12 protein-coding genes are annotated in these 17,898 nt (G+C 70.5%); 8 read left to right on the top strand and 4 right to left on the bottom strand.

From position 1 onward, the window contains the following. Positions 1-331 precede the first annotated feature (331 nt). The 3 genes from ACFU5O_RS12740 (at position 332) to ACFU5O_RS12750 (ending at position 5,968) form a co-directional block, all read left to right on the top strand. Complete coding sequence (locus ACFU5O_RS12740; RefSeq protein ID WP_266383794.1) at positions 332-547, top strand: hypothetical protein; 216 nt, start codon at positions 332-334, stop codon at positions 545-547. Positions 548-727: 180 nt separating this feature from the next. Further along, a complete protein-coding gene (gene smc / locus ACFU5O_RS12745; protein ID WP_384239439.1) occupies positions 728-4,303 on the top strand; it encodes a chromosome segregation protein SMC in 3,576 nt (1,191 codons plus the stop codon). Between the two features lie 237 nt (positions 4,304-4,540). Then, positions 4,541-5,968, top strand: coding sequence for a sugar porter family MFS transporter (locus tag ACFU5O_RS12750; protein WP_384239441.1), 1,428 nt, complete (start codon positions 4,541-4,543; stop codon positions 5,966-5,968). A gap of 40 nt (positions 5,969-6,008) precedes the next feature. Here ACFU5O_RS12750 and ACFU5O_RS12755 read toward each other — a convergent pair whose 3' ends face one another. Continuing rightward, entirely contained in the window at positions 6,009-6,980 is a 972-nt protein-coding gene (locus tag ACFU5O_RS12755) for an LLM class flavin-dependent oxidoreductase (protein ID WP_384239443.1), read from the bottom strand. Between the two features lie 119 nt (positions 6,981-7,099). Beyond that, entirely contained in the window at positions 7,100-8,548 is a 1,449-nt protein-coding gene (locus ACFU5O_RS12760) for a cytosine permease (protein ID WP_384239445.1), read from the bottom strand. 190 nt (positions 8,549-8,738) lie between these two features. Between ACFU5O_RS12760 and ftsY the strand changes: the two genes are divergently transcribed. Beyond that, complete coding sequence (gene ftsY / locus ACFU5O_RS12765) at positions 8,739-9,953, top strand: signal recognition particle-docking protein FtsY (protein ID WP_384239446.1); 1,215 nt, start codon at positions 8,739-8,741, stop codon at positions 9,951-9,953. Positions 9,954-10,089: 136 nt separating this feature from the next. Here ftsY and ACFU5O_RS12770 read toward each other — a convergent pair whose 3' ends face one another. Then, on the bottom strand, positions 10,090-10,560 hold the full coding sequence (locus ACFU5O_RS12770) for a 4-oxalocrotonate tautomerase family protein (RefSeq protein ID WP_384239447.1): 471 nt from the start codon (positions 10,558-10,560) through the stop codon (positions 10,090-10,092). 103 nt (positions 10,561-10,663) lie between these two features. Then, positions 10,664-11,329, bottom strand: a complete 666-nt coding sequence (locus ACFU5O_RS12775; RefSeq protein ID WP_384239449.1) for a bifunctional DNA primase/polymerase — start codon at positions 11,327-11,329, stop codon at positions 10,664-10,666. 442 nt (positions 11,330-11,771) lie between these two features. On the opposite strand from ACFU5O_RS12775, the gene ACFU5O_RS12780 reads away from it, so the two are divergent. From ACFU5O_RS12780 to ACFU5O_RS12795, 4 genes are all read left to right on the top strand, one after another. Then, complete coding sequence (locus ACFU5O_RS12780; RefSeq protein ID WP_384239451.1) at positions 11,772-13,247, top strand: hypothetical protein; 1,476 nt, start codon at positions 11,772-11,774, stop codon at positions 13,245-13,247. Positions 13,248-13,658: 411 nt separating this feature from the next. Further along, complete coding sequence (locus ACFU5O_RS12785) at positions 13,659-15,017, top strand: ammonium transporter (protein WP_384239453.1); 1,359 nt, start codon at positions 13,659-13,661, stop codon at positions 15,015-15,017. Further along, on the top strand, positions 15,014-15,352 hold the full coding sequence (locus ACFU5O_RS12790) for a P-II family nitrogen regulator (RefSeq protein WP_338673182.1): 339 nt from the start codon (positions 15,014-15,016) through the stop codon (positions 15,350-15,352). The genes ACFU5O_RS12785 and ACFU5O_RS12790 overlap by 4 nt, the downstream gene beginning before the upstream one ends. Before the next feature lie 14 nt (positions 15,353-15,366). After that, a complete protein-coding gene (locus ACFU5O_RS12795) occupies positions 15,367-17,817 on the top strand; it encodes a [protein-PII] uridylyltransferase (RefSeq protein ID WP_384239455.1) in 2,451 nt (816 codons plus the stop codon). The last annotated feature ends 81 nt before the right edge of the window (positions 17,818-17,898 follow it).

Consider the following 17,898-nt stretch of genomic DNA (forward strand, 5'->3'; position numbering starts at 1 on the left):
ACATGCGTTCGGCCGAAATTGCCTGGTGGTTGCCAATAGCGGTCTCGGCGTGCCAGGCTGCCGCAGTAAGGATGATCTCCACGCCCCCAGGGCCCCGCTGGAGGTGCCGCCGCCGTGACTTCGACGGCCGCGAGCCCCCGGGTTGTCCGCCGACGCGGGCGTGATCGTGTTGACCGTCAAACTTTTTGGTGAGACGCTGGAAGCCCCGCGCACCTTAGCTGTTTGGCAGTTCGAACCGCAGTGATGACAACCGCTGCCGAGCACCGCGGGTGCGAATCCCTCACGACCCACACCGCATCGGTCGGTCACTCAATGTGGAGGACCATCCATCATGGCAAAGGCGCTTCTCGGTTACGTCGGCGGTTCCGACCCGCGACTTCTCGCCGAGATGCGACGGCTTCAGCAGCGCGTCCAGGACCTGGAGTCCGAGCTCGTACGGATCCAGTCCGAGAACGACGCGCTGAGTGCCGCCGCACAGCACCATGGCGAGTCGCTGCTCGAAGGCATCGACATCGACGTACCCAAGGGCGAGCCGGCGCTCACATGATCCCATCCCCTGTCGGGATCATGTGAGAAACACTCTCGCAATTAGGTATGCAAGGGACGCTTCGGCGTCCCTTCTTTCTTTGTCTCCCCCGCCGTTGGGCCATGTTCACCGTGCTTTACCGTCTGATGTGCCCTGCACCTTCATAGGTGAAACCGAGACCGAAAGGTAGAGTCCCCGGGCGTGCATCTCAAGGCCCTGACCCTGCGCGGGTTCAAATCCTTCGCGTCCGCCACGACGCTGCGTTTCGAGCCCGGCATCACGTGTGTCGTGGGGCCGAACGGCTCCGGCAAGTCCAATGTGGTGGACGCGCTGTCCTGGGTCATGGGCGAGCAAGGCGCGAAATCGCTGCGCGGCGGCAAGATGGAAGACGTGATCTTCGCCGGGACCACCGGGCGGCCGCCGCTCGGCCGGGCCGAGGTCTCGTTGACGATCGACAACTCCGACGGTGCTCTGCCCATCGAGTACGCCGAGGTCACGATTACGCGGATCATGTTCCGCAACGGCGGCAGCGAATACCAGATCAACGGCGACACATGCCGGCTGCTGGACATTCAGGAACTGCTCTCCGACTCCGGTATCGGGCGCGAGATGCATGTGATCGTCGGTCAGGGTCAGCTCGATTCGGTCCTGCACGCGGATCCGATGGGGCGACGCGCTTTCATCGAGGAGGCCGCGGGGGTCCTCAAACACCGCAAGCGCAAAGAGAAGGCGCTGCGCAAACTCGACGCGATGCAGGCGAACCTCGCCCGTGTACAGGACCTGACCGACGAGCTGCGGCGGCAGCTCAAGCCCCTGGGACGGCAGGCCGCCGTGGCCCGTCGGGCCGCCGTCATCCAGGCGGACCTGCGCGACGCCCGGCTGCGGCTGCTCGCCGACGATCTCGTGGGGATGCGCCAGGCGCTGAAGTCGGAGGTCGCCGACGAGGCCGCGCTGAAGGAGCGCAAGGAGGCGGCCGAGAGGGAGCTGCGGACGGCGCAGGCGCGGGAGGCGGAGCTCGAGGACGAGGTACGCCGGCTGGCGCCGCGGCTCCAGCGTGCGCAGCAGACCTGGTACGAACTCTCGCAGCTGGCCGAGCGCGTGCGGGGCACGGTGTCGCTGGCCGACGCACGGGTCAAGAGCGCGACCTCGGCTCCCGCGGAGGAGCGGCGCGGGCGGGACCCCGAGGACATGGAGCGTGAGGCCGCCCGGATCCGCGAGCAGGAGGCGGAGCTGGAGGCCGCTCTGGAGGCGGCGGAGCGCGCGCTCGACGACACCGTCGCCCACCGTGCCGAACTGGAGCGCGAGCTCGCGGTGGAGGAGCGCCGGCTGAAGGATGTGGCGCGGGCGATCGCCGACCGGCGCGAGGGCCTCGCCCGGCTGAACGGTCAGGTCAACGCGGCGCGTTCGCGCGCGGCCTCTGCCCAGGCCGAGATCGGCCGGCTCGCGGCGGCCCGTGACGAGGCGCGGGAGCGGGCGACCACGGCACAGGAAGAGTACGAACAGCTCAAGGCCGAGGTCGACGGCCTGGACGCGGACGACTCGGCCCTGGCAGGCCGGCACGATGCGGCCAAGCGAGAACTGGCGGAGGCCGAGGCCGCATTGTCCGCGGCGCGTGAGGCATCCACGGCCGCGGAGCGCAGACACGCGGCCCTCACCGCCCGCCACGAAGCGCTCTCCCAGGGCCTGCGCCGCAAGGACGGCACCGGGGCACTCCTGGACGCCCGCGACCGGCTGACGGGTCTGCTGGGACCCGCGGCCGAGCTGCTGACGGTCTCACCCGGTTACGAGATCCCGGTCGCGGCGGCGCTCGGGGCGGCGGCCGACGCGGTGGCGGTCTCGAACCCCGCGACGGCGGCGGAAGCGCTGCGCCTGCTCCGCAAGACCGATGCGGGCCGCGCCGCGATACTGCTGGGCGGCGCTCCCGGCCCCGGGCCGTCAGGGCTTTCCGGCGAGCCCGTCGAGGCGCCCCCGCACGGGTACCCGTACGCCGCCGGTCTGGTGCGCGGTCCCGAGGAGCTGATGCCCGCGGTGCGCCGGCTGCTGCACGCGGTCGTGGTCGTCGGGACGCTGGAGGACGCCGAGGACCTCGTCCATGCCCGTCCCGGGCTGACCGCCGTCACCGAGGAAGGGGACGTTCTCGGGGCGCACTTCGCGCAGGGAGGCTCCGCGGGGGCGCCGAGCCTGCTGGAGGTCCAGGCGTCCGTCGACGAGGCCGCGGCCGGGCTCGACGAGCTGGCCGTACGGTGCGAGGAGCTCGCCGGACAGCAGCAGGAGGCAGGGGCTCGGCGCAAGGAGTGCGCCCGTCTCGTCGAGGAGCTGGGAGAGAGGCGCCGGGCGGCCGAGAAGGAGAAGGCGGGCTTCGCGCAGCAGCTCGGACGGCTCGCCGGGCAGGCACGCGGCGCCGCGGGCGAGGCCGAGCGGACGGCGGCGGCGGCAGCCCGCGCCGAGGAGGCCCTGGAGAAGGCGCTCCACGAGGCGGAGGAGCTCGCCGAGCGGCTTGCGGTGGCGGAGGAGATGCCGGTCGAGGACGAGCCGGACACCTCTGTGAGGGACCGCCTGGCGGCCGACGGCGCCAACGCCCGCCAGACGGAGATGGAGGCCCGGCTCCAGGTCCGCACCCATGAGGAGCGTGTGAAGGGCCTCGCAGGACGCGCCGACTCTCTCGACCGTGCGGCACGTGCCGAGCGTGAGGCGCGGGCGCGCGCCGAGCAGCGCCGCGCCCGGCTGCGCCACGAGGCCGCCGTGGCCGGGGCCGTGGCCGGTGGAGCGCGCCAGCTCCTCGCCCACGTCGAGGTGTCCGTCGTACGCGCCGAGCAGGAGCGGGCGGCGGCCGAGGCCGCCAAGTCGGCCCGTGAGCAGGAGCTGACGGTCGCCCGGTCCGCGGGCCGTGACCTCAAGGGCGAACTCGACAAGCTCACCGACTCGGTGCACCGCGGCGAGGTTCTCGGCGCCGAGAAGCGACTGCGGATCGAGCAGCTGGAGACAAAGGCCCTGGAGGAGCTGGGCGTCGAGCCCGCGGGCCTGGTGTCCGAGTACGGCCCCGACCAGCTCGTGCCGCCCTCCCCGCCTGCCGAGGGCGAGGAGCTCCCCGACGATCCCGAACATCCGCGCAACCAGCCGCGGCCCTTTGTCCGCGGCGAGCAGGAGAAGCGGCTCAAGTCCGCCGAACGGGCGTACCAGCAGCTCGGAAAGGTGAATCCGCTCGCCCTCGAGGAGTTCGCCGCGCTGGAGGAACGGCACAAGTTCCTCTCCGAGCAGCTCGAAGACCTGAAGAAGACCCGCGCCGACCTCCTTCAGGTCGTGAGGGAGGTCGACGAGCGTGTGGAGCAGGTGTTCACGGAGGCCTTCCGGGACACGGCCCGTGAGTTCGAGGGGGTCTTCTCGCGGCTGTTCCCCGGCGGCGAGGGCCGGCTCATCCTGACCGACCCCGACAACATGCTCACCACAGGGGTCGACGTCGAGGCCCGCCCGCCGGGCAAGAAGGTCAAGCGGCTCTCGCTGCTGTCGGGCGGGGAGCGGTCGCTGACCGCCGTGGCCATGCTGGTGTCGATCTTCAAGGCCAGGCCGAGCCCCTTCTACGTCATGGACGAGGTCGAGGCGGCCCTGGACGACACGAACCTCCAGCGGCTGATCCGCATCATGCAGGAGCTGCAGGAGAGCTCGCAGCTGATCGTGATCACGCATCAGAAGCGAACGATGGAGGTCGCGGACGCGCTCTACGGCGTATCCATGCAGGGTGACGGCGTCTCCAAGGTGATCAGCCAGCGCCTCCGCTGAGGCGCCACTGCCCTTCGGCGGTCACTCGGTCTCCACTGGATCTTCAAAGCTTGAACTCAAGGCGACCTGTGGGGTGATTGGAGGGGATTGCTGGACGGTCTTGACTTCGAAACTTGAAGGAATAGTCTCTGCAACGTTGCTTTTACCTTCAAGTGGTGGGCGGCAGGATCTTGTGCGCCACTTGAAGGGCTCGCCCCCCACGTCCGGCGCCGCTGCCGGGCGGCCCCAGGAGTACACGTGACCAGCACACCGCAGGCGCAGTCGCCCGAAGGCCGTAAGGCCAGGCCGGAGCATCTCGGCCACGTCATCTTCATCGCGGCGGCGGCCGCGATGGGTGGCTTCCTCTTCGGTTACGACAGCTCGGTGATCAATGGAGCCGTCGTCGCCATCCGGGACCGCTTCGACGTCGGTCCGGAGGTCCTGGCCCAGGTCATCGCCGCCGCGCTGATCGGCTGTGCCATCGGCGCCGCCACGGCGGGCCGCGTCGCCGACCGTATCGGCCGTATCCGGGTCATGCAGATCGCCGCGGCCCTCTTCACCGTGAGCGCGCTCGGCTCGGCCCTCCCGTTCGCCCTCTGGGACCTCGCCATGTGGCGTGTCCTGGGCGGTGTCGCCATCGGTATGGCCTCGGTCATCGGTCCCGCCTACATCGCCGAGGTCTCGCCGCCGGCCTACCGCGGCCGCCTCGCCTCGTTCCAGCAGGCCGCGATCGTGATCGGCATCGCTGTCTCGCAGCTGGTCAACTGGGCCATCCTCCAGGTGGCCGACGGTGAGCAGCGCGGAAAGATCGGCGGACTGGAAGCCTGGCAGTGGATGCTCGGCGTCATGGTCGTGCCGGCCATGCTGTACGGGCTGCTCTCCTTCGTCATCCCCGAGTCGCCGCGCTTCCTGATCTCCGTCGGCCGCCAGGACAAGGCGCGCCAGGTCCTGCGCGACGTCGAGGGCAAGGAGGTGAACCTCGACGTCCGGGTCGCGGAGATCGAGGAGAACATGCGGCACGAGCACAAGCCGTCGTTCAAGGACCTGCTGGGCAGCCGGTTCGGCTTCCTTCCGATCGTCTGGATCGGTATCGGTCTCTCCGTCTTCCAGCAGCTCGTCGGCATCAACGTGATCTTCTACTACAGCTCCGCGCTGTGGCAGTCGGTCGGTATCAACCCGGAGAGCTCGTTCTTCTACTCCTTCGAGACCTCCATCGTGAACATCCTCGGCACGGTGGTCGCGATGATCTTCGTGGACCGGATCGGCCGCAAGCCGCTTCTGCTCGTCGGCTCCGCCGGCATGGCGATCTCGCTGGGGATCGCCGCGTGGGCCTTCTCGTACAAGACCCAGGTCGGCGACGTGGTCTCGCTGCCCAGCCTCCAGGGCACCGTCGCCATCTTCGCCGCCAACTTCTTCGTGCTCTTCTTCGCCCTCTCCTGGGGTGTCGTGGTGTGGGTTCTGCTCGGCGAGATGTTCCCGGGCAGGATCCGCGCCGCCGCGCTGGGTGTCGCCGCCTCGGCCCAGTGGATCGCCAACTGGCTGATCACGGTGACCTTCCCGACCCTCTCGGACTGGAATCTGTCGGGCGCGTACGTCATCTACACATTCTTCGCCCTGCTCTCGATCCCCTTCATCCTCAAGTGGGTGCCGGAGACGAAGGGCAAGGCGTTGGAGGAGATGGGCTAATCCCCGCTGCCCCTCTCCTCGGACACGGAACTGCCCCGGCTCAGCCCTTGAGCCGGGGCAGTACCTGTTCGCAGAACAACTGGACGCTGCGCCAGCCTTCGTCCACCGGCATGCCGCCGCACAGCGGATGCAGTACGAGACTGTCGCCCGCCATCTCCGCGCACTGATCCGGCGTCACCACCCGGTACACACCCTCCTCACGCAGTTCCGCCACCGTCGCGGCCGTCGACCTCACCGCCGAACGGATGTCCCGGGACTGCCAGGACGCGTACGTCCGTGCCTCGTGCAGGAAGTACTCCCCGTAGCGCGCCCAGGTCTCGTCGGGATCGTCCGCGACGTGCAGCAGCGGCGTCTCGGCCGCCGGCATCATGCAGAAGCCCTCGGTGCCGTACTCCTCACGCAGCCGGTGGTAGTGCTCCTCCAGCTCGGGCAGATACGCGCTCGGGAAGAACGGCAGCCCGAGACGGGCGGCGCGCCGGGCCGCCGCTTTCGAGGAGCCGCCGACCAGCAGCATCGGATGCGGCTGGGTGTACGGGCGAGGGGTGACCCGTACCGTGCGCCCCCGATGGGTGAAATCCTCGCCCGTCCAGGCCGCGAGCAGGGTGTCCAGAAGCTCGTCCTGGAGCGCCCCGCGCCGCTTCCAGTCGACGCCGTGGGCCGCGTACTCCTCCGGCCGGTAGCCGATGCCCGCCACCGTGACCAGCCGTCCCCTGCTCAGCAGATCGAGCACGGCGATGTCCTCGGCGAGCCGCAGCGGATCGTGCAGCGGGCCGATGACCGCGGAGACGGTCACCGCGATCCGGCGCGTCGCACCGAGGACGGCACCCGCGAAGGTGAAGGGCGACGGCATCCAGTTGTCGGCGGCGCCGTGGTGCTCCTCGGTCTGGATCGTGTCGACGCCCCGGTCGTCGGCGTACGCGGTCATCTCCAGCGCCGCGCGATAGCGGTCCGCGAGGGACTCGGGGGTCGCCGCGGGGTCGACGAGGTTGAACCGTACGACTGTGAAGGCCATGACGAGACGTTCCCCTCCGCCGGGTGTGCTGTGTCGTCCCGGTGCAACCCCCGGACCCCGGCCGAAAAGCAGGCCGCGGGTCGCACCGGTAGCGAAGGGGGACGCTAGCTGACGTCGCGTCAGATGGAAACAGTCGCGGGCTCGTGCTCTTCGGTCCCCGGCGCGGTCGCTGTGGTGGGCCGCGTCCGCGGCAGAAACCCGTACAACAGCGCCGCGACGACGACCGTCACGGCCCAGCCCAGGCCGTTCTTCCCGATGAAGGACGAGGCCAGCGGGCCGGCGAACCAATCGACCCTGGTGAAGAGCAGACCGGTCACGAGAGCCGCACCCCAGGCGGTCATCGCCTGCCAGGCGAAGCCACCCCGGTACCAGTAGGCGCTGGTGCGCGTCGTGTCCATCAGCGCCTCGCCGTCGTACACCCGCCTGCGCAGCATGTCGACGCCGAAGACGCCGATCCACGCCGAGAACGCCACGGCCAGAAGGGTCAGGAAGGAGATGAACGAGCCGATGAAGCTGGTGGCCACCACCATCAGAAGGAAGCCGAAGACCAGAGAGATGACCGCGTTGACGCTGACCGCCCAGGCCCGGGGCACCTCGATGCCCAGCGTCTGCGCGGTGAAGCCGGCCGAGTACATCGACATCGAGTTGATCAGCAGCATGCCGACCAGCGCGATCAGCAGGTACGGCACCGAGATCCAGGCGGGCAGCAGCTCACCGATGAACGAGACCGGGTCCTGCGCCGTCGCGAGATCCGGGGTCGCCACCGCCATCACCGCGCCCATCAGCACCATCGGAACGACGACGATGCCTGCGCCGCCGATCGTTGAACCCACCACGGCGCGGTTCGACGCCGTGCGCGGCAGATAGCGGGTGAAGTCCGGTGCCGAGGGGACCCAGCTGAGGCCACCGGCCGCGATGGTGCCGATTCCGGCGATCATCATCGCCGTGGAGCCGGCCGGCTTGTCCAGGACGGCCGACCAGTCGGTGTGGGCGACCAGATGGCCGAGCACGAGCACCGAGAAGCCGCCGAAGAGGTACGTCGACCACTTGCTGCAGACGCGCAGCGCGTTGATGCCGAGCCCGGAGACCAGGAAGGTCGCCGCGACGAAGACCAGAAGGGTGACGACGATCAGCGCGGTGTTCGGCTCGACGCCGAAGAGCAGATCGAGCACGGTCAGCAGCGCGTAGGCGCCCGTGACGGCGTTGATGGTCTCCCAGCCCCAGCGGGCCACCCAGATCAGTGAACCGGGAAAGAGGTTTCCGCGCTGGCCGAACACCGCGCGGGAGAGCGCCATCCCGGGGGAGCCGCCCCGCTTTCCGGCGAGGGAGACCAGTCCGACGAGCCCATACGAGACGACGGGTGCCGTGATCCCGACGACCAGTACCTGCCAGATGTTGAGGCCGTTGAAAACGATCAGGCCCGCGCCCATCGTGAGCAGCAGCACACTGATGTTCGCGGCGACCCAGGTGGGGAAGAGCTGACGGACGTGGCCGGTGCGCTCGTCGTCGGGGACCGGCTCGAGGCCGCGGGTCTCTATCGCGCCTTCGGATTCGGAGGCGTGCGGCATTAGTGAGGCTCCGTACGGGTGGGGAAGCTGCGGGACCCGCGCTGCCGCCGGCCGGGTCACGGCACGGGTCGCGCAGGCAGAAGCCCAACTATCGTTCATTCCCCCCAAAAAGCCCAAATGGTGACCCGGAGGCTTGTGTGAACCTCCGAGAGGGCTTTCCGCACCGGCCGTGGCCGATACTGGACGGGTTATGGAAATCCTCATCCTTGCTGTAGTCATCGCTCTGGTCGCGGTCGGCGCGATCAGCGGGCTCGTGGTCAGCAGCCGCAGGAAGAAGCAGCTGCCGCCATCGGCGCCGTCGAGTACGCCGACCATCACCGCTCCGCCCGCCGAGCCGCACGTCGGCGAGGAGGCGGAGACCCCGCGGGAAGAACCACGCCGGACCATCGAGGAGGTCGATCTCCCCGAAGCCCCTGCCGCCGAGGCGCCCGCCGCGGTGGCGGAGCCCGAGGCTCCCGCCGCCCCCGCCATCGAGGTGCCGGAACCGACCGCGGGCCGTCTCGTGCGGCTCCGGGCGCGGCTCGCCCGCTCGCAGAACACGCTCGGGAAGGGGCTCCTGACCCTGCTGTCGCGCGAGCACCTCGACGAGGAGACGTGGGAGGAGATCGAGGACACGCTCCTCACCGCGGACGTCGGCGTCGCACCCACGCAGGAGCTGGTCGAGCACCTGCGGGAGCGGGTGAAGGTGCTGGGAACGCGCACGCCGGAGGAGCTGCGCCGGCTGCTCCGCGAAGAACTGCTCCGTCTGCTGGGGACGGATTTCGACCGCGCCGTGAAGACCGAGAGCGGTCTGGACACCCCGGGCGTCGTGATGGTCGTCGGAGTCAACGGCACCGGCAAGACCACCACGACCGGCAAGCTGGCGCGGGTGCTCGTGGCCGACGGCCGGTCGGTCGTGCTCGGCGCGGCGGACACCTTCCGTGCGGCCGCGGCCGACCAGCTCCAGACCTGGGGCGAGCGCGTCGGTGCCCGTACGGTTCGCGGGCCCGAGGGTGGCGACCCGGCGTCGATCGCCTTCGACGCGGTCAAGGAAGGCATCGCGGAGGGTGCGGACGTCGTCCTCATCGACACGGCCGGCCGCCTTCACACCAAGACCGGCCTCATGGACGAGCTCGGCAAGGTCAAGCGGGTCGTGGAGAAGCACGGTCCGCTGGACGAGATCCTGCTCGTCCTCGATGCGACCACCGGCCAGAACGGCCTGGTCCAGGCCCGTGTCTTCGCCGAGGTCGTCGACATCACCGGCATCGTCCTCACCAAGCTCGACGGCACGGCCAAGGGCGGCATCGTGATCGCGGTCCAGCGTGAACTGGGCGTTCCGGTCAAGCTGATCGGCCTGGGCGAGGGCCCGGACGACCTGGCCCCGTTCGAGCCGGAGGCGTTCGTCGACGCTCTCATCGGCGACTAGGCCGGCCGGCTCGTCGACCAGGAAGCCCCGACGGGGTCTGCCCCGCTCCTGCCTGCCTGCCCGTCTGCCCGTCTGCCCGCACGCCGCGCCGCGACTGTCTCGCGGCGCGGCGTGCGGCGTTCCGGGGGCGGGGAACTCAGGCGGTGAGCGCGGTGCGGACGGCCTCGGCGCGGTCCGCGGTGAAGACTCCGCTGTCGAGCAGATCGAGGATGGACAGCACCCGGCCGCGGGAACCCCAGCTCCCGTCCTCGATGACGCGGAAGTTCACCCACCATGCCGGTGAGGGAGTGTCCGCTCCGCAGGCATCGGCCATTGCCGCGAGGATGCGCTCGATGACCTCTGCCCGTATCTCACGGCGCCAGTCGGCATCCATGACCGCCACATCGATCACCATCACGTCCTGAGCGGCGTCGGCCAGCAGGACCCCGCCGATGGCCATCGTCTCGGGCGCCCGCTCGACGAAGTGCACCTGGAATCCCACCCGCGCGGCCGGAGCGAACTGACCGACCTCCGGGACCAGCACGGCATCGGTCAGGGTCCGGGCCAGGGTGCGGCGCTGGTCGGTGGTCAGACGCCCCGACGGCGTCGTGACGGTGATCACGGTCATGACCACCTCCTATAACGGTCGTCATAGACGATAGCTGCTGCTATGACGACCGTCATAACGAGGTGCCCGAACGGCGGGCCTCGCGGAGGTCCTGCTCCCGGCGCTACGCCGTCGCCGAGCGATGGCAGATGTACGCCAGGGTGCCCAGGAGGAGCCGGGCCGGAGGGGGCGTCGCGTTCGTGTCCAGGCCCGGGGGGCGGAGCCACTCGACGGGGCCGAGCCCCGCGTGGTCCGAGGGTGGTGCGGTGATGCAGGTGCCAGGACCCAGGCAGTGGATGTCGAGGCCGGTGTCGTCCCAGCCCATGCGGTAGAGGAGCTCGGGGAGTTCGGACGAGGCGCCCGTGGCCACGAAGAACTGGGCGCGGCCCGCGGGGGTGGCGCACACCGGCCCCAGAGGGATGCCCATGCGCTCGAGCCGGAGCAGGGCGCGACGTCCCGCCGTGATCCCGACGTCGAGAACGTCGAACGCGCGCCCCACCGGCAGCAGGATCGATGCCCCTGGCACCTTCGCCCACGCCTTGGTCGCGTCGTCGAGTGTCGACCCCGCCGGGAGTTCGGGCGCGAAGCCCAGCGGGTGTGCCCCGGGTGCCGCGCACGCCGCGTCGCCGCAGGAGCAGCGGCCCGCGGCCGCCCGCGCGCCCGGGACGACGTCCCAGCTCCACAGTCCTGTGTACTCGGCCACCGCGGTGCACTCTGTCGTGCGGCCGCGGCGCCAAGGGCCGGGCCGGATCTCCCGGACTGCGCGGCTGCTGCCGATCGTGAAGCCCATGCCCCCTCCAACGGGTCGAACTCGCCGGTGGTTACGAGCCGGAGTTCGCCCGTGACGCAGAGTCGCCGTCGGGTGGGTTCGGGACCCTGCCTGGAGGCGCTCCGTGACAGTCGGGGTGGTGCGCACCGATCTGCGCGCCCTGGCGCGCAACGCTCCGCCCACTCCCTGCTCGTCGCATGTCAAGTGAATCGTGCCTGGCCGCCGGGGGGTTCATTCGAAGGGGTGGCGAATGGTGGCGTTTCTGGAATCGCCATGGCCGAAGCAGTGATCGTAGGATTACTTTCGGTGCACGAACCCTCGGGAAGTCGTCGTACTCGTGGGTATGCCGGAGGCAACTCGGTTTCCTGTTCGAGGGGGTGCAACCTCCGGACGTGGGGCAGTAACTCACGGCATTCTGGTACGGGTTCGCGCGAAGAAGGCAGCATCGGATGGGGGCGTTCCAGTGAGCGGCAGCGGCGCAGACGGTACGACAACCGGCAAGCGCCCGAACGAGCAGCTGAGCGGATGGTTCGTGCGCAGTGGCTGGTCGAAGGGCGAGCTCGCGCGGCAGGTGAACCGCCGGGCGCGCCAGATGGGCGCCCATCACATCAGCACGGACACCTCGCGCGTACGGCGATGGCTCGACGGCGAGCAGCCGCGCGAGCCGATCCCGCGCATCCTCTCCGAGCTGTTCTCAGAGCGCTTCGGCAGCGTCGTCGCCATCGAGGACCTGGGCCTTCGCGCCGCCCATCAGTCGCCCTCCGTGTCCGGGGTCGACCTGCCCTGGGCCGGTCCCCAGACCGTGACCCTGCTCAGCGAGTTCTCACGCAGCGACCTCATGCTCGCCCGCCGCGGCTTCCTCGGTACCTCCCTCGCCCTCTCCGCCGGCCCGGCCCTCATCGAGCCGATGCAGCGCTGGCTCGTGCCCGGCCCCGCCGTCGAGAGCGCACCGCGCGAGTCCGTGCCGCTCTCCGGCCGCCCCTCCCGGCTCTCCAGGCCGGAGCTGGAGCTGCTGGAGTCCACGACTGCGATGTTCCGGCAGTGGGACGCGCAGTGCGGCGGCGGACTGCGCCGCAAGGCGGTCGTCGGCCAGCTCCACGAAGTGACCGACCTGCTCCAGGAGCCCCAGCCGGCGGCCACGTCCCGGCGGCTGTTCACCTGCGCCGCGGAGCTGGCCGAACTGGCCGGATGGATGAGCTACGACATCGGGCTCCAGCCGACCGCGCAGAAGTACTTCGTCCTCGCCCTGCACGCCGCCAAGGAGGCGGGGGACAAGCCGCTGGGCTCGTACATCCTCTCCTCCATGAGCCGCCAGATGATCCATCTCGGCCGGCCCGACGACGCCCTTGAGCTCATCCATCTCGCGCAGTACGGCAGCCGTGACTGCGCCACCCCCCGCACACAGGCGATGCTGTATGCGATGGAGGCCCGTGCGTACGCCAACATGGGCCAGCCCAGCAAGACCAAGCGGGCCGTCCGCATGGCGGAGGACACCTTCGCCGACGCGCTGGAGGCGAGCGAGCCCGAGCCCGACTGGATCCGGTTCTTCTCCGAGGCCGAACTCAACGGAGAGAACGCCCACTCCTACCGCGACCTCGCCTATGTCGCCGGTCGCAGCCCCACGTACGCCTCGCTCGCCGAGCCGGTCATGGAGCGCGCCGTAGAGCTCTTCGGGCAGGACGACGAGCACCAGCGCTCGTATGCACTGAACCTCATCGGGATGGCCACGGTCCATCTGCTGAAGAGAGAGCCCGAGCAGTCCACCCACCTCGCCGAACAGGCCCTGCACATCGCCAAGCGGGTCCGCTCCGAGCGGGTCAACACACGGCTGCGCAAGACCGTCGACGCCGCCGCCAGGGGCTTCGGCGATGTCGCAGAGGTCGTCCGCCTCACCGATCTGCTCACCGCCCAGCTGCCCGAGACCGCAGAAGCGGTCTGACCGGGCGATTCACCCAGAACCCCGGCCGCGACGGCCACCCGATACAGCCCGACTCGGCCCCCCACGCCAGGTCAGACCGGGTGCCGTCGCGGCCGGTCCCGTGCGTGCCGGACCGGCGTCCCCCCGGCGCCGGCCGGCCGCCGTTGCGGCTCATCGACCGACGGCCGCAGTTTCGGGATGGTATGTCCCGCGCCCGGACCGCGACCGGCAGTTCATCGGGGCGTAACACTCCCGACCTCTTCGTCACTGCGGCGAAACATCGTGCGGCATCGGCGGAAACCGCGGCGCGCCAACCTCATGGCGCATAACCGGCCGACTCCACAGGCAGCCGCACCGGATGCCGCCCCCACCGGTTGTCCAGCCGCACAGGCTCCCGCCCCGCACAGGCCGTACGACGACGAGGAGACGCCGATGCCTCCAGGCATCTCGACGCTTGCCGCAGACGCCCCCGAGCTGTCTGCCGCAAACACCGGGTTCATGCTCATCTGCTCCGCACTGGTGATGCTCATGACACCGGGCCTGGCCTTCTTCTACGGAGGCATGGTCCGGGTCAAAAGCACCCTCAACATGCTGATGATGAGCTTCATCAGCCTCGGGATCGTCACGATCCTGTGGGTGCTGTACGGCTTCAGCCTCGCCTTCGGCACCGACTCGGGCTCCCTCATCGGCTGGTCCTCCGACTACGTCGGACTGAGCGGCATCGGGATCACCCAGCTCTGGGACGGCTACACCATCCCGGTGTACGTCTTCGCCGTCTTCCAGCTGATGTTCGCGATCATCACGCCCGCCCTGATCAGCGGCGCGCTCGCGGACCGCGTGAAGTTCACCGCCTGGGCGCTGTTCATCACGCTGTGGGTCACCGTCGTCTACTTCCCGGTCGCGCACTGGGTCTGGGGCGCGGGCGGCTGGCTCTTCGAGCTGGGGGTCATCGACTTCGCGGGCGGTACCGCCGTCCACATCAACGCCGGTGCCGCGGCGCTCGGCGTGATCCTGGTCATCGGCAAGCGCGTCGGCTTCAAGAAGGACCCGATGCGTCCGCACAGCCTGCCGCTGGTGATGCTCGGTGCCGGTCTGCTGTGGTTCGGCTGGTTCGGGTTCAACGCCGGCTCCTGGCTCGGCAACGACGACGGCGTCGGCGCGGTGATGTTCGTGAACACCCAGGTCGCCACCGCCGCCGCGATGCTCGCCTGGCTGGCGTACGAGAAGATCCGCCACGGCTCCTTCACCACCCTCGGTGCCGCGTCCGGCGCGGTCGCGGGTCTGGTCGCCATCACACCTTCCGGTGGCTCCTGCTCCCCGCTCGGCGCCATCGGCATCGGTGCCATCGCCGGTCTGCTGTGCGCCATGGCCGTCGGTCTCAAGTACAAGTTCGGCTACGACGACTCCCTCGACGTCGTCGGCGTCCACCTCGTCGGCGGTGTCGTCGGCTCCCTCCTCGTCGGCTTCTTCGCCACCGGCGGCGTGCAGTCCGACGTCAAGGGTCTCTTCTACGGCGGCGGGTTCGACCAGCTCGGCAAGCAGGCCGTCGGAGTCTTCGCCGTCCTCGCCTACTCTCTGATCGTCTCCGCGATCCTGGCCTTCGCCCTCGACAAGACGATCGGCATGCGGGTTCCCGAGGACGACGAGATCTCCGGCATCGACCAGGTCGAGCACGCCGAGACCGCGTACGACTTCAGCGGAGCGGGTGGCGGGGCAGGTTCCCGCAAGAGCGCCCCCGCACCCGCCGACAGCGTGGCAGCCGCACCGAAGAACAAGAAGGTGGACGCATGAAGCTCATCACCGCAGTCGTGAAGCCGCACCGGCTGGACGAGATCAAGGAGGCCCTGCAGGCCTTCGGGGTCCAGGGACTCACGGTCACCGAAGCGAGCGGCTACGGACGCCAGCGTGGCCACACCGAGGTCTACCGGGGCGCGGAGTACACCGTCGACCTCGTCCCCAAGATCCGTATCGAGGTCCTGGCCGAGGACGACGACGCCGAACAGCTCATCGACGTGGTGGTGAAGGCGGCCAGGACTGGCAAGATCGGCGACGGCAAGGTGTGGAGCGTGCCGGTCGAGACCGCGGTCCGCGTACGCACCGGCGAACGCGGCCCGGACGCACTGTAGACGGGAGTTGCCGGGTGACGAGCCTCGATGTGACCACGGAAGCAGAAGACTCGGGACCCAGCGGCTACGCGGCGGCCCGGCTGCGCCTCCTCCAGGAGAAGGCGCAGTCCGGGCCGCCGCGCCGTGCCGCCCTGGCCCGGCTGACCGACGACTGGCTGTCCGCGCTTTTCACCGCCGCGGCCCGGAGCACCGGTGTGCGCGGCGCCGCCCTCGTCGCCGTCGGGGGATACGGGCGCGGTGAGCTCTCCCCGCGCAGCGACCTCGATCTCCTGCTGCTGCACGACGGCAGCGCGGACGCCGGGGCGATCGCCTCCCTCGCCGACCGGATCTGGTACCCGGTCTGGGACCTCGGCCTCGCGCTCGACCATTCCGTCCGCACCCCCGGCGAGGCCCGCAAGACAGCGGGCGACGATCTGAAGGTGCAGCTCGGCCTGCTCGACGCCCGCGGTGTCGCCGGAGACCTCGGGCTCGTCGCCGGGCTTCGCACGGCTGTACTCGCCGACTGGCGCAACCAGGCGCCCAAGCGGCTCCCGGAACTGGACGAGCTCTGCCGGGAACGGGCCGAACGGCAGGGCGAACTGCAGTTCCTGCTGGAGCCGGACCTCAAGGAGGCGCGTGGCGGGCTCCGCGACGCCACCGTCCTGCGCGCCGTCGCCGCCTCCTGGCTCGCCGACGCACCGCGCGAGGGACTCGCAGAGGCGCGTCGCGTCCTCCTCGACGCCCGCGACGCGCTCCATCTCACCACCGGACGGGCCACCGACCGGCTCGCCCTCCAGGAACAGGAGCAGGTCGCCGCGGAGCTCGGTCTCCTCGACGCCGACGCGCTGCTGAGGCAGGTGTACGAGGCCGCGCGGACCGTCTCGTACGCCTCGGACGTCACCTGGCGGGAGGTGACCCGGGTGCTCAGGGCCCGGTCCGCGCGGCCGCGGCTGCGGGCCGTGTTCGGCGGCCGCCGTCCCGAGCCCGGGCGGACGCCGCTCGCCGAGGGCGTCGTCGAGATGGACGGCGAGGCCGTCCTCGCCCGCACGGCCAAGCCGGAACGCGACCCGGTGCTGCCGCTGCGGGCGGCCGCGGCCGCCGCCCAGTCCGGGCTGCCGCTCTCCCTGCACGCGGTACGTCATCTCGCGGCAGCCACCGGGCCGCTGCCGGTGCCCTGGCCGGCCGAGGCACGCGAGGAGCTCGTGACGCTGCTCGGCGCGGGCGAGTCCACCGTCTCCGTGTGGGAGGCGCTGGAAGCCGAGGGGCTGATCACGCGGTTGCTGCCCGACTGGGAGCGTGTGCGCTGCCGCCCCCAGCGCAACCCCGTCCACACCTGGACCGTCGACCGCCATCTCGTGGAGGCCACCGTACGGGCGTCGGCACTCACCCGCCGCGTCGGGCGCCCCGACCTGCTTCTGGTGGCCGCGCTGCTGCACGACATCGGCAAGGGCTGGCCCGGTGACCACTCGGTGGCAGGCGAGACCATCGCCCGAGATGTGGCCGCCCGGATCGGTTTCGACAAGCACGACGTGGGTGTCATCGCCACGCTCGTACGCCACCATCTGCTGCTCGTCGAGACCGCCACGCGGCGTGATCTGGACGATCCCGCGACGGTACGGTCCGTCGCCGCACTCGTGGGGTCGCTGAGCACCCTGGAACTGCTGCACGCGCTCACCGAGGCCGACGCCCTCGCCACCGGGCCCGCGGCCTGGTCCGCGTGGCGCGGCTCACTCGTCGCCGACCTCGTGAGGCGGGTCGCCGGGGTGCTCGCGGGGGAGGAGCCCGCCGAACCGGAGCCGGAGGCTCCGAGCGCAGAGCAGGAGCGGCTCGCCGTCGAGGCACTGCGTACCGGGGGTCCCGTGCTCGCCCTGCACGCGCAGGCCGAGGTCCCGCAGCCCGAGGGCGAACCGGAGCCGGTGGGTGTGGAGCTGCTGATCGCCGTGCCCGAACAGCCCGGTGTGCTGCCCGCTGCCGCCGGCGTCCTCGCCCTGCACCGGCTCACCGTCCGCGCCGCCGACCTGCGCGCGATCGAGCTGCCGAGCGAGGTGGGGCCCGGGTCCGTACTCGTACTGAGCTGGCGCGTCGCCGCCGCGTACGGGTCCCTGCCGCAGGCCGCCCGGCTCCGCGCCGACCTCGTACGGGCCCTCGACGGTTCTCTCGACATCCCTGCCAGGCTTGCAGAGCGGGACGCGGCGTACCCGCGCAGGCGCGGAGTGACGGCCCCGCCACCACGGGTCACGGTCGCCCCGGCCGCCTCGCACCACGCCACGGTGATCGAGGTGCGCGCCCAGGACGCCCCGGGCCTGCTGCACCGCATCGGTCACGCCCTTGAATCGGCGGCGGTACGGGTGCGGAGCGCGCATGTGTCGACGCTCGGCGCCAACGCCGTGGATGCGTTCTACGTCACAGGGTCGGCAGGAGCTCCGCTGCCCCTGGCCGAGGCCGCCGCGGTGGCCCGCGCGCTCGAAGGGGCACTGCGCGGGTGACGGCCCCGGGGCAGGCGGGTGGACAGGGGGCAGACCCCATACCGCACGTCCGGATACCCTTGGGTGACATCTGTCCGCCCG

Source organism: Streptomyces sp. NPDC057445 (assembly GCF_042802855.1).
In the GTDB taxonomy this organism is placed as follows: Bacteria; Actinomycetota; Actinomycetes; order Streptomycetales; family Streptomycetaceae; genus Streptomyces.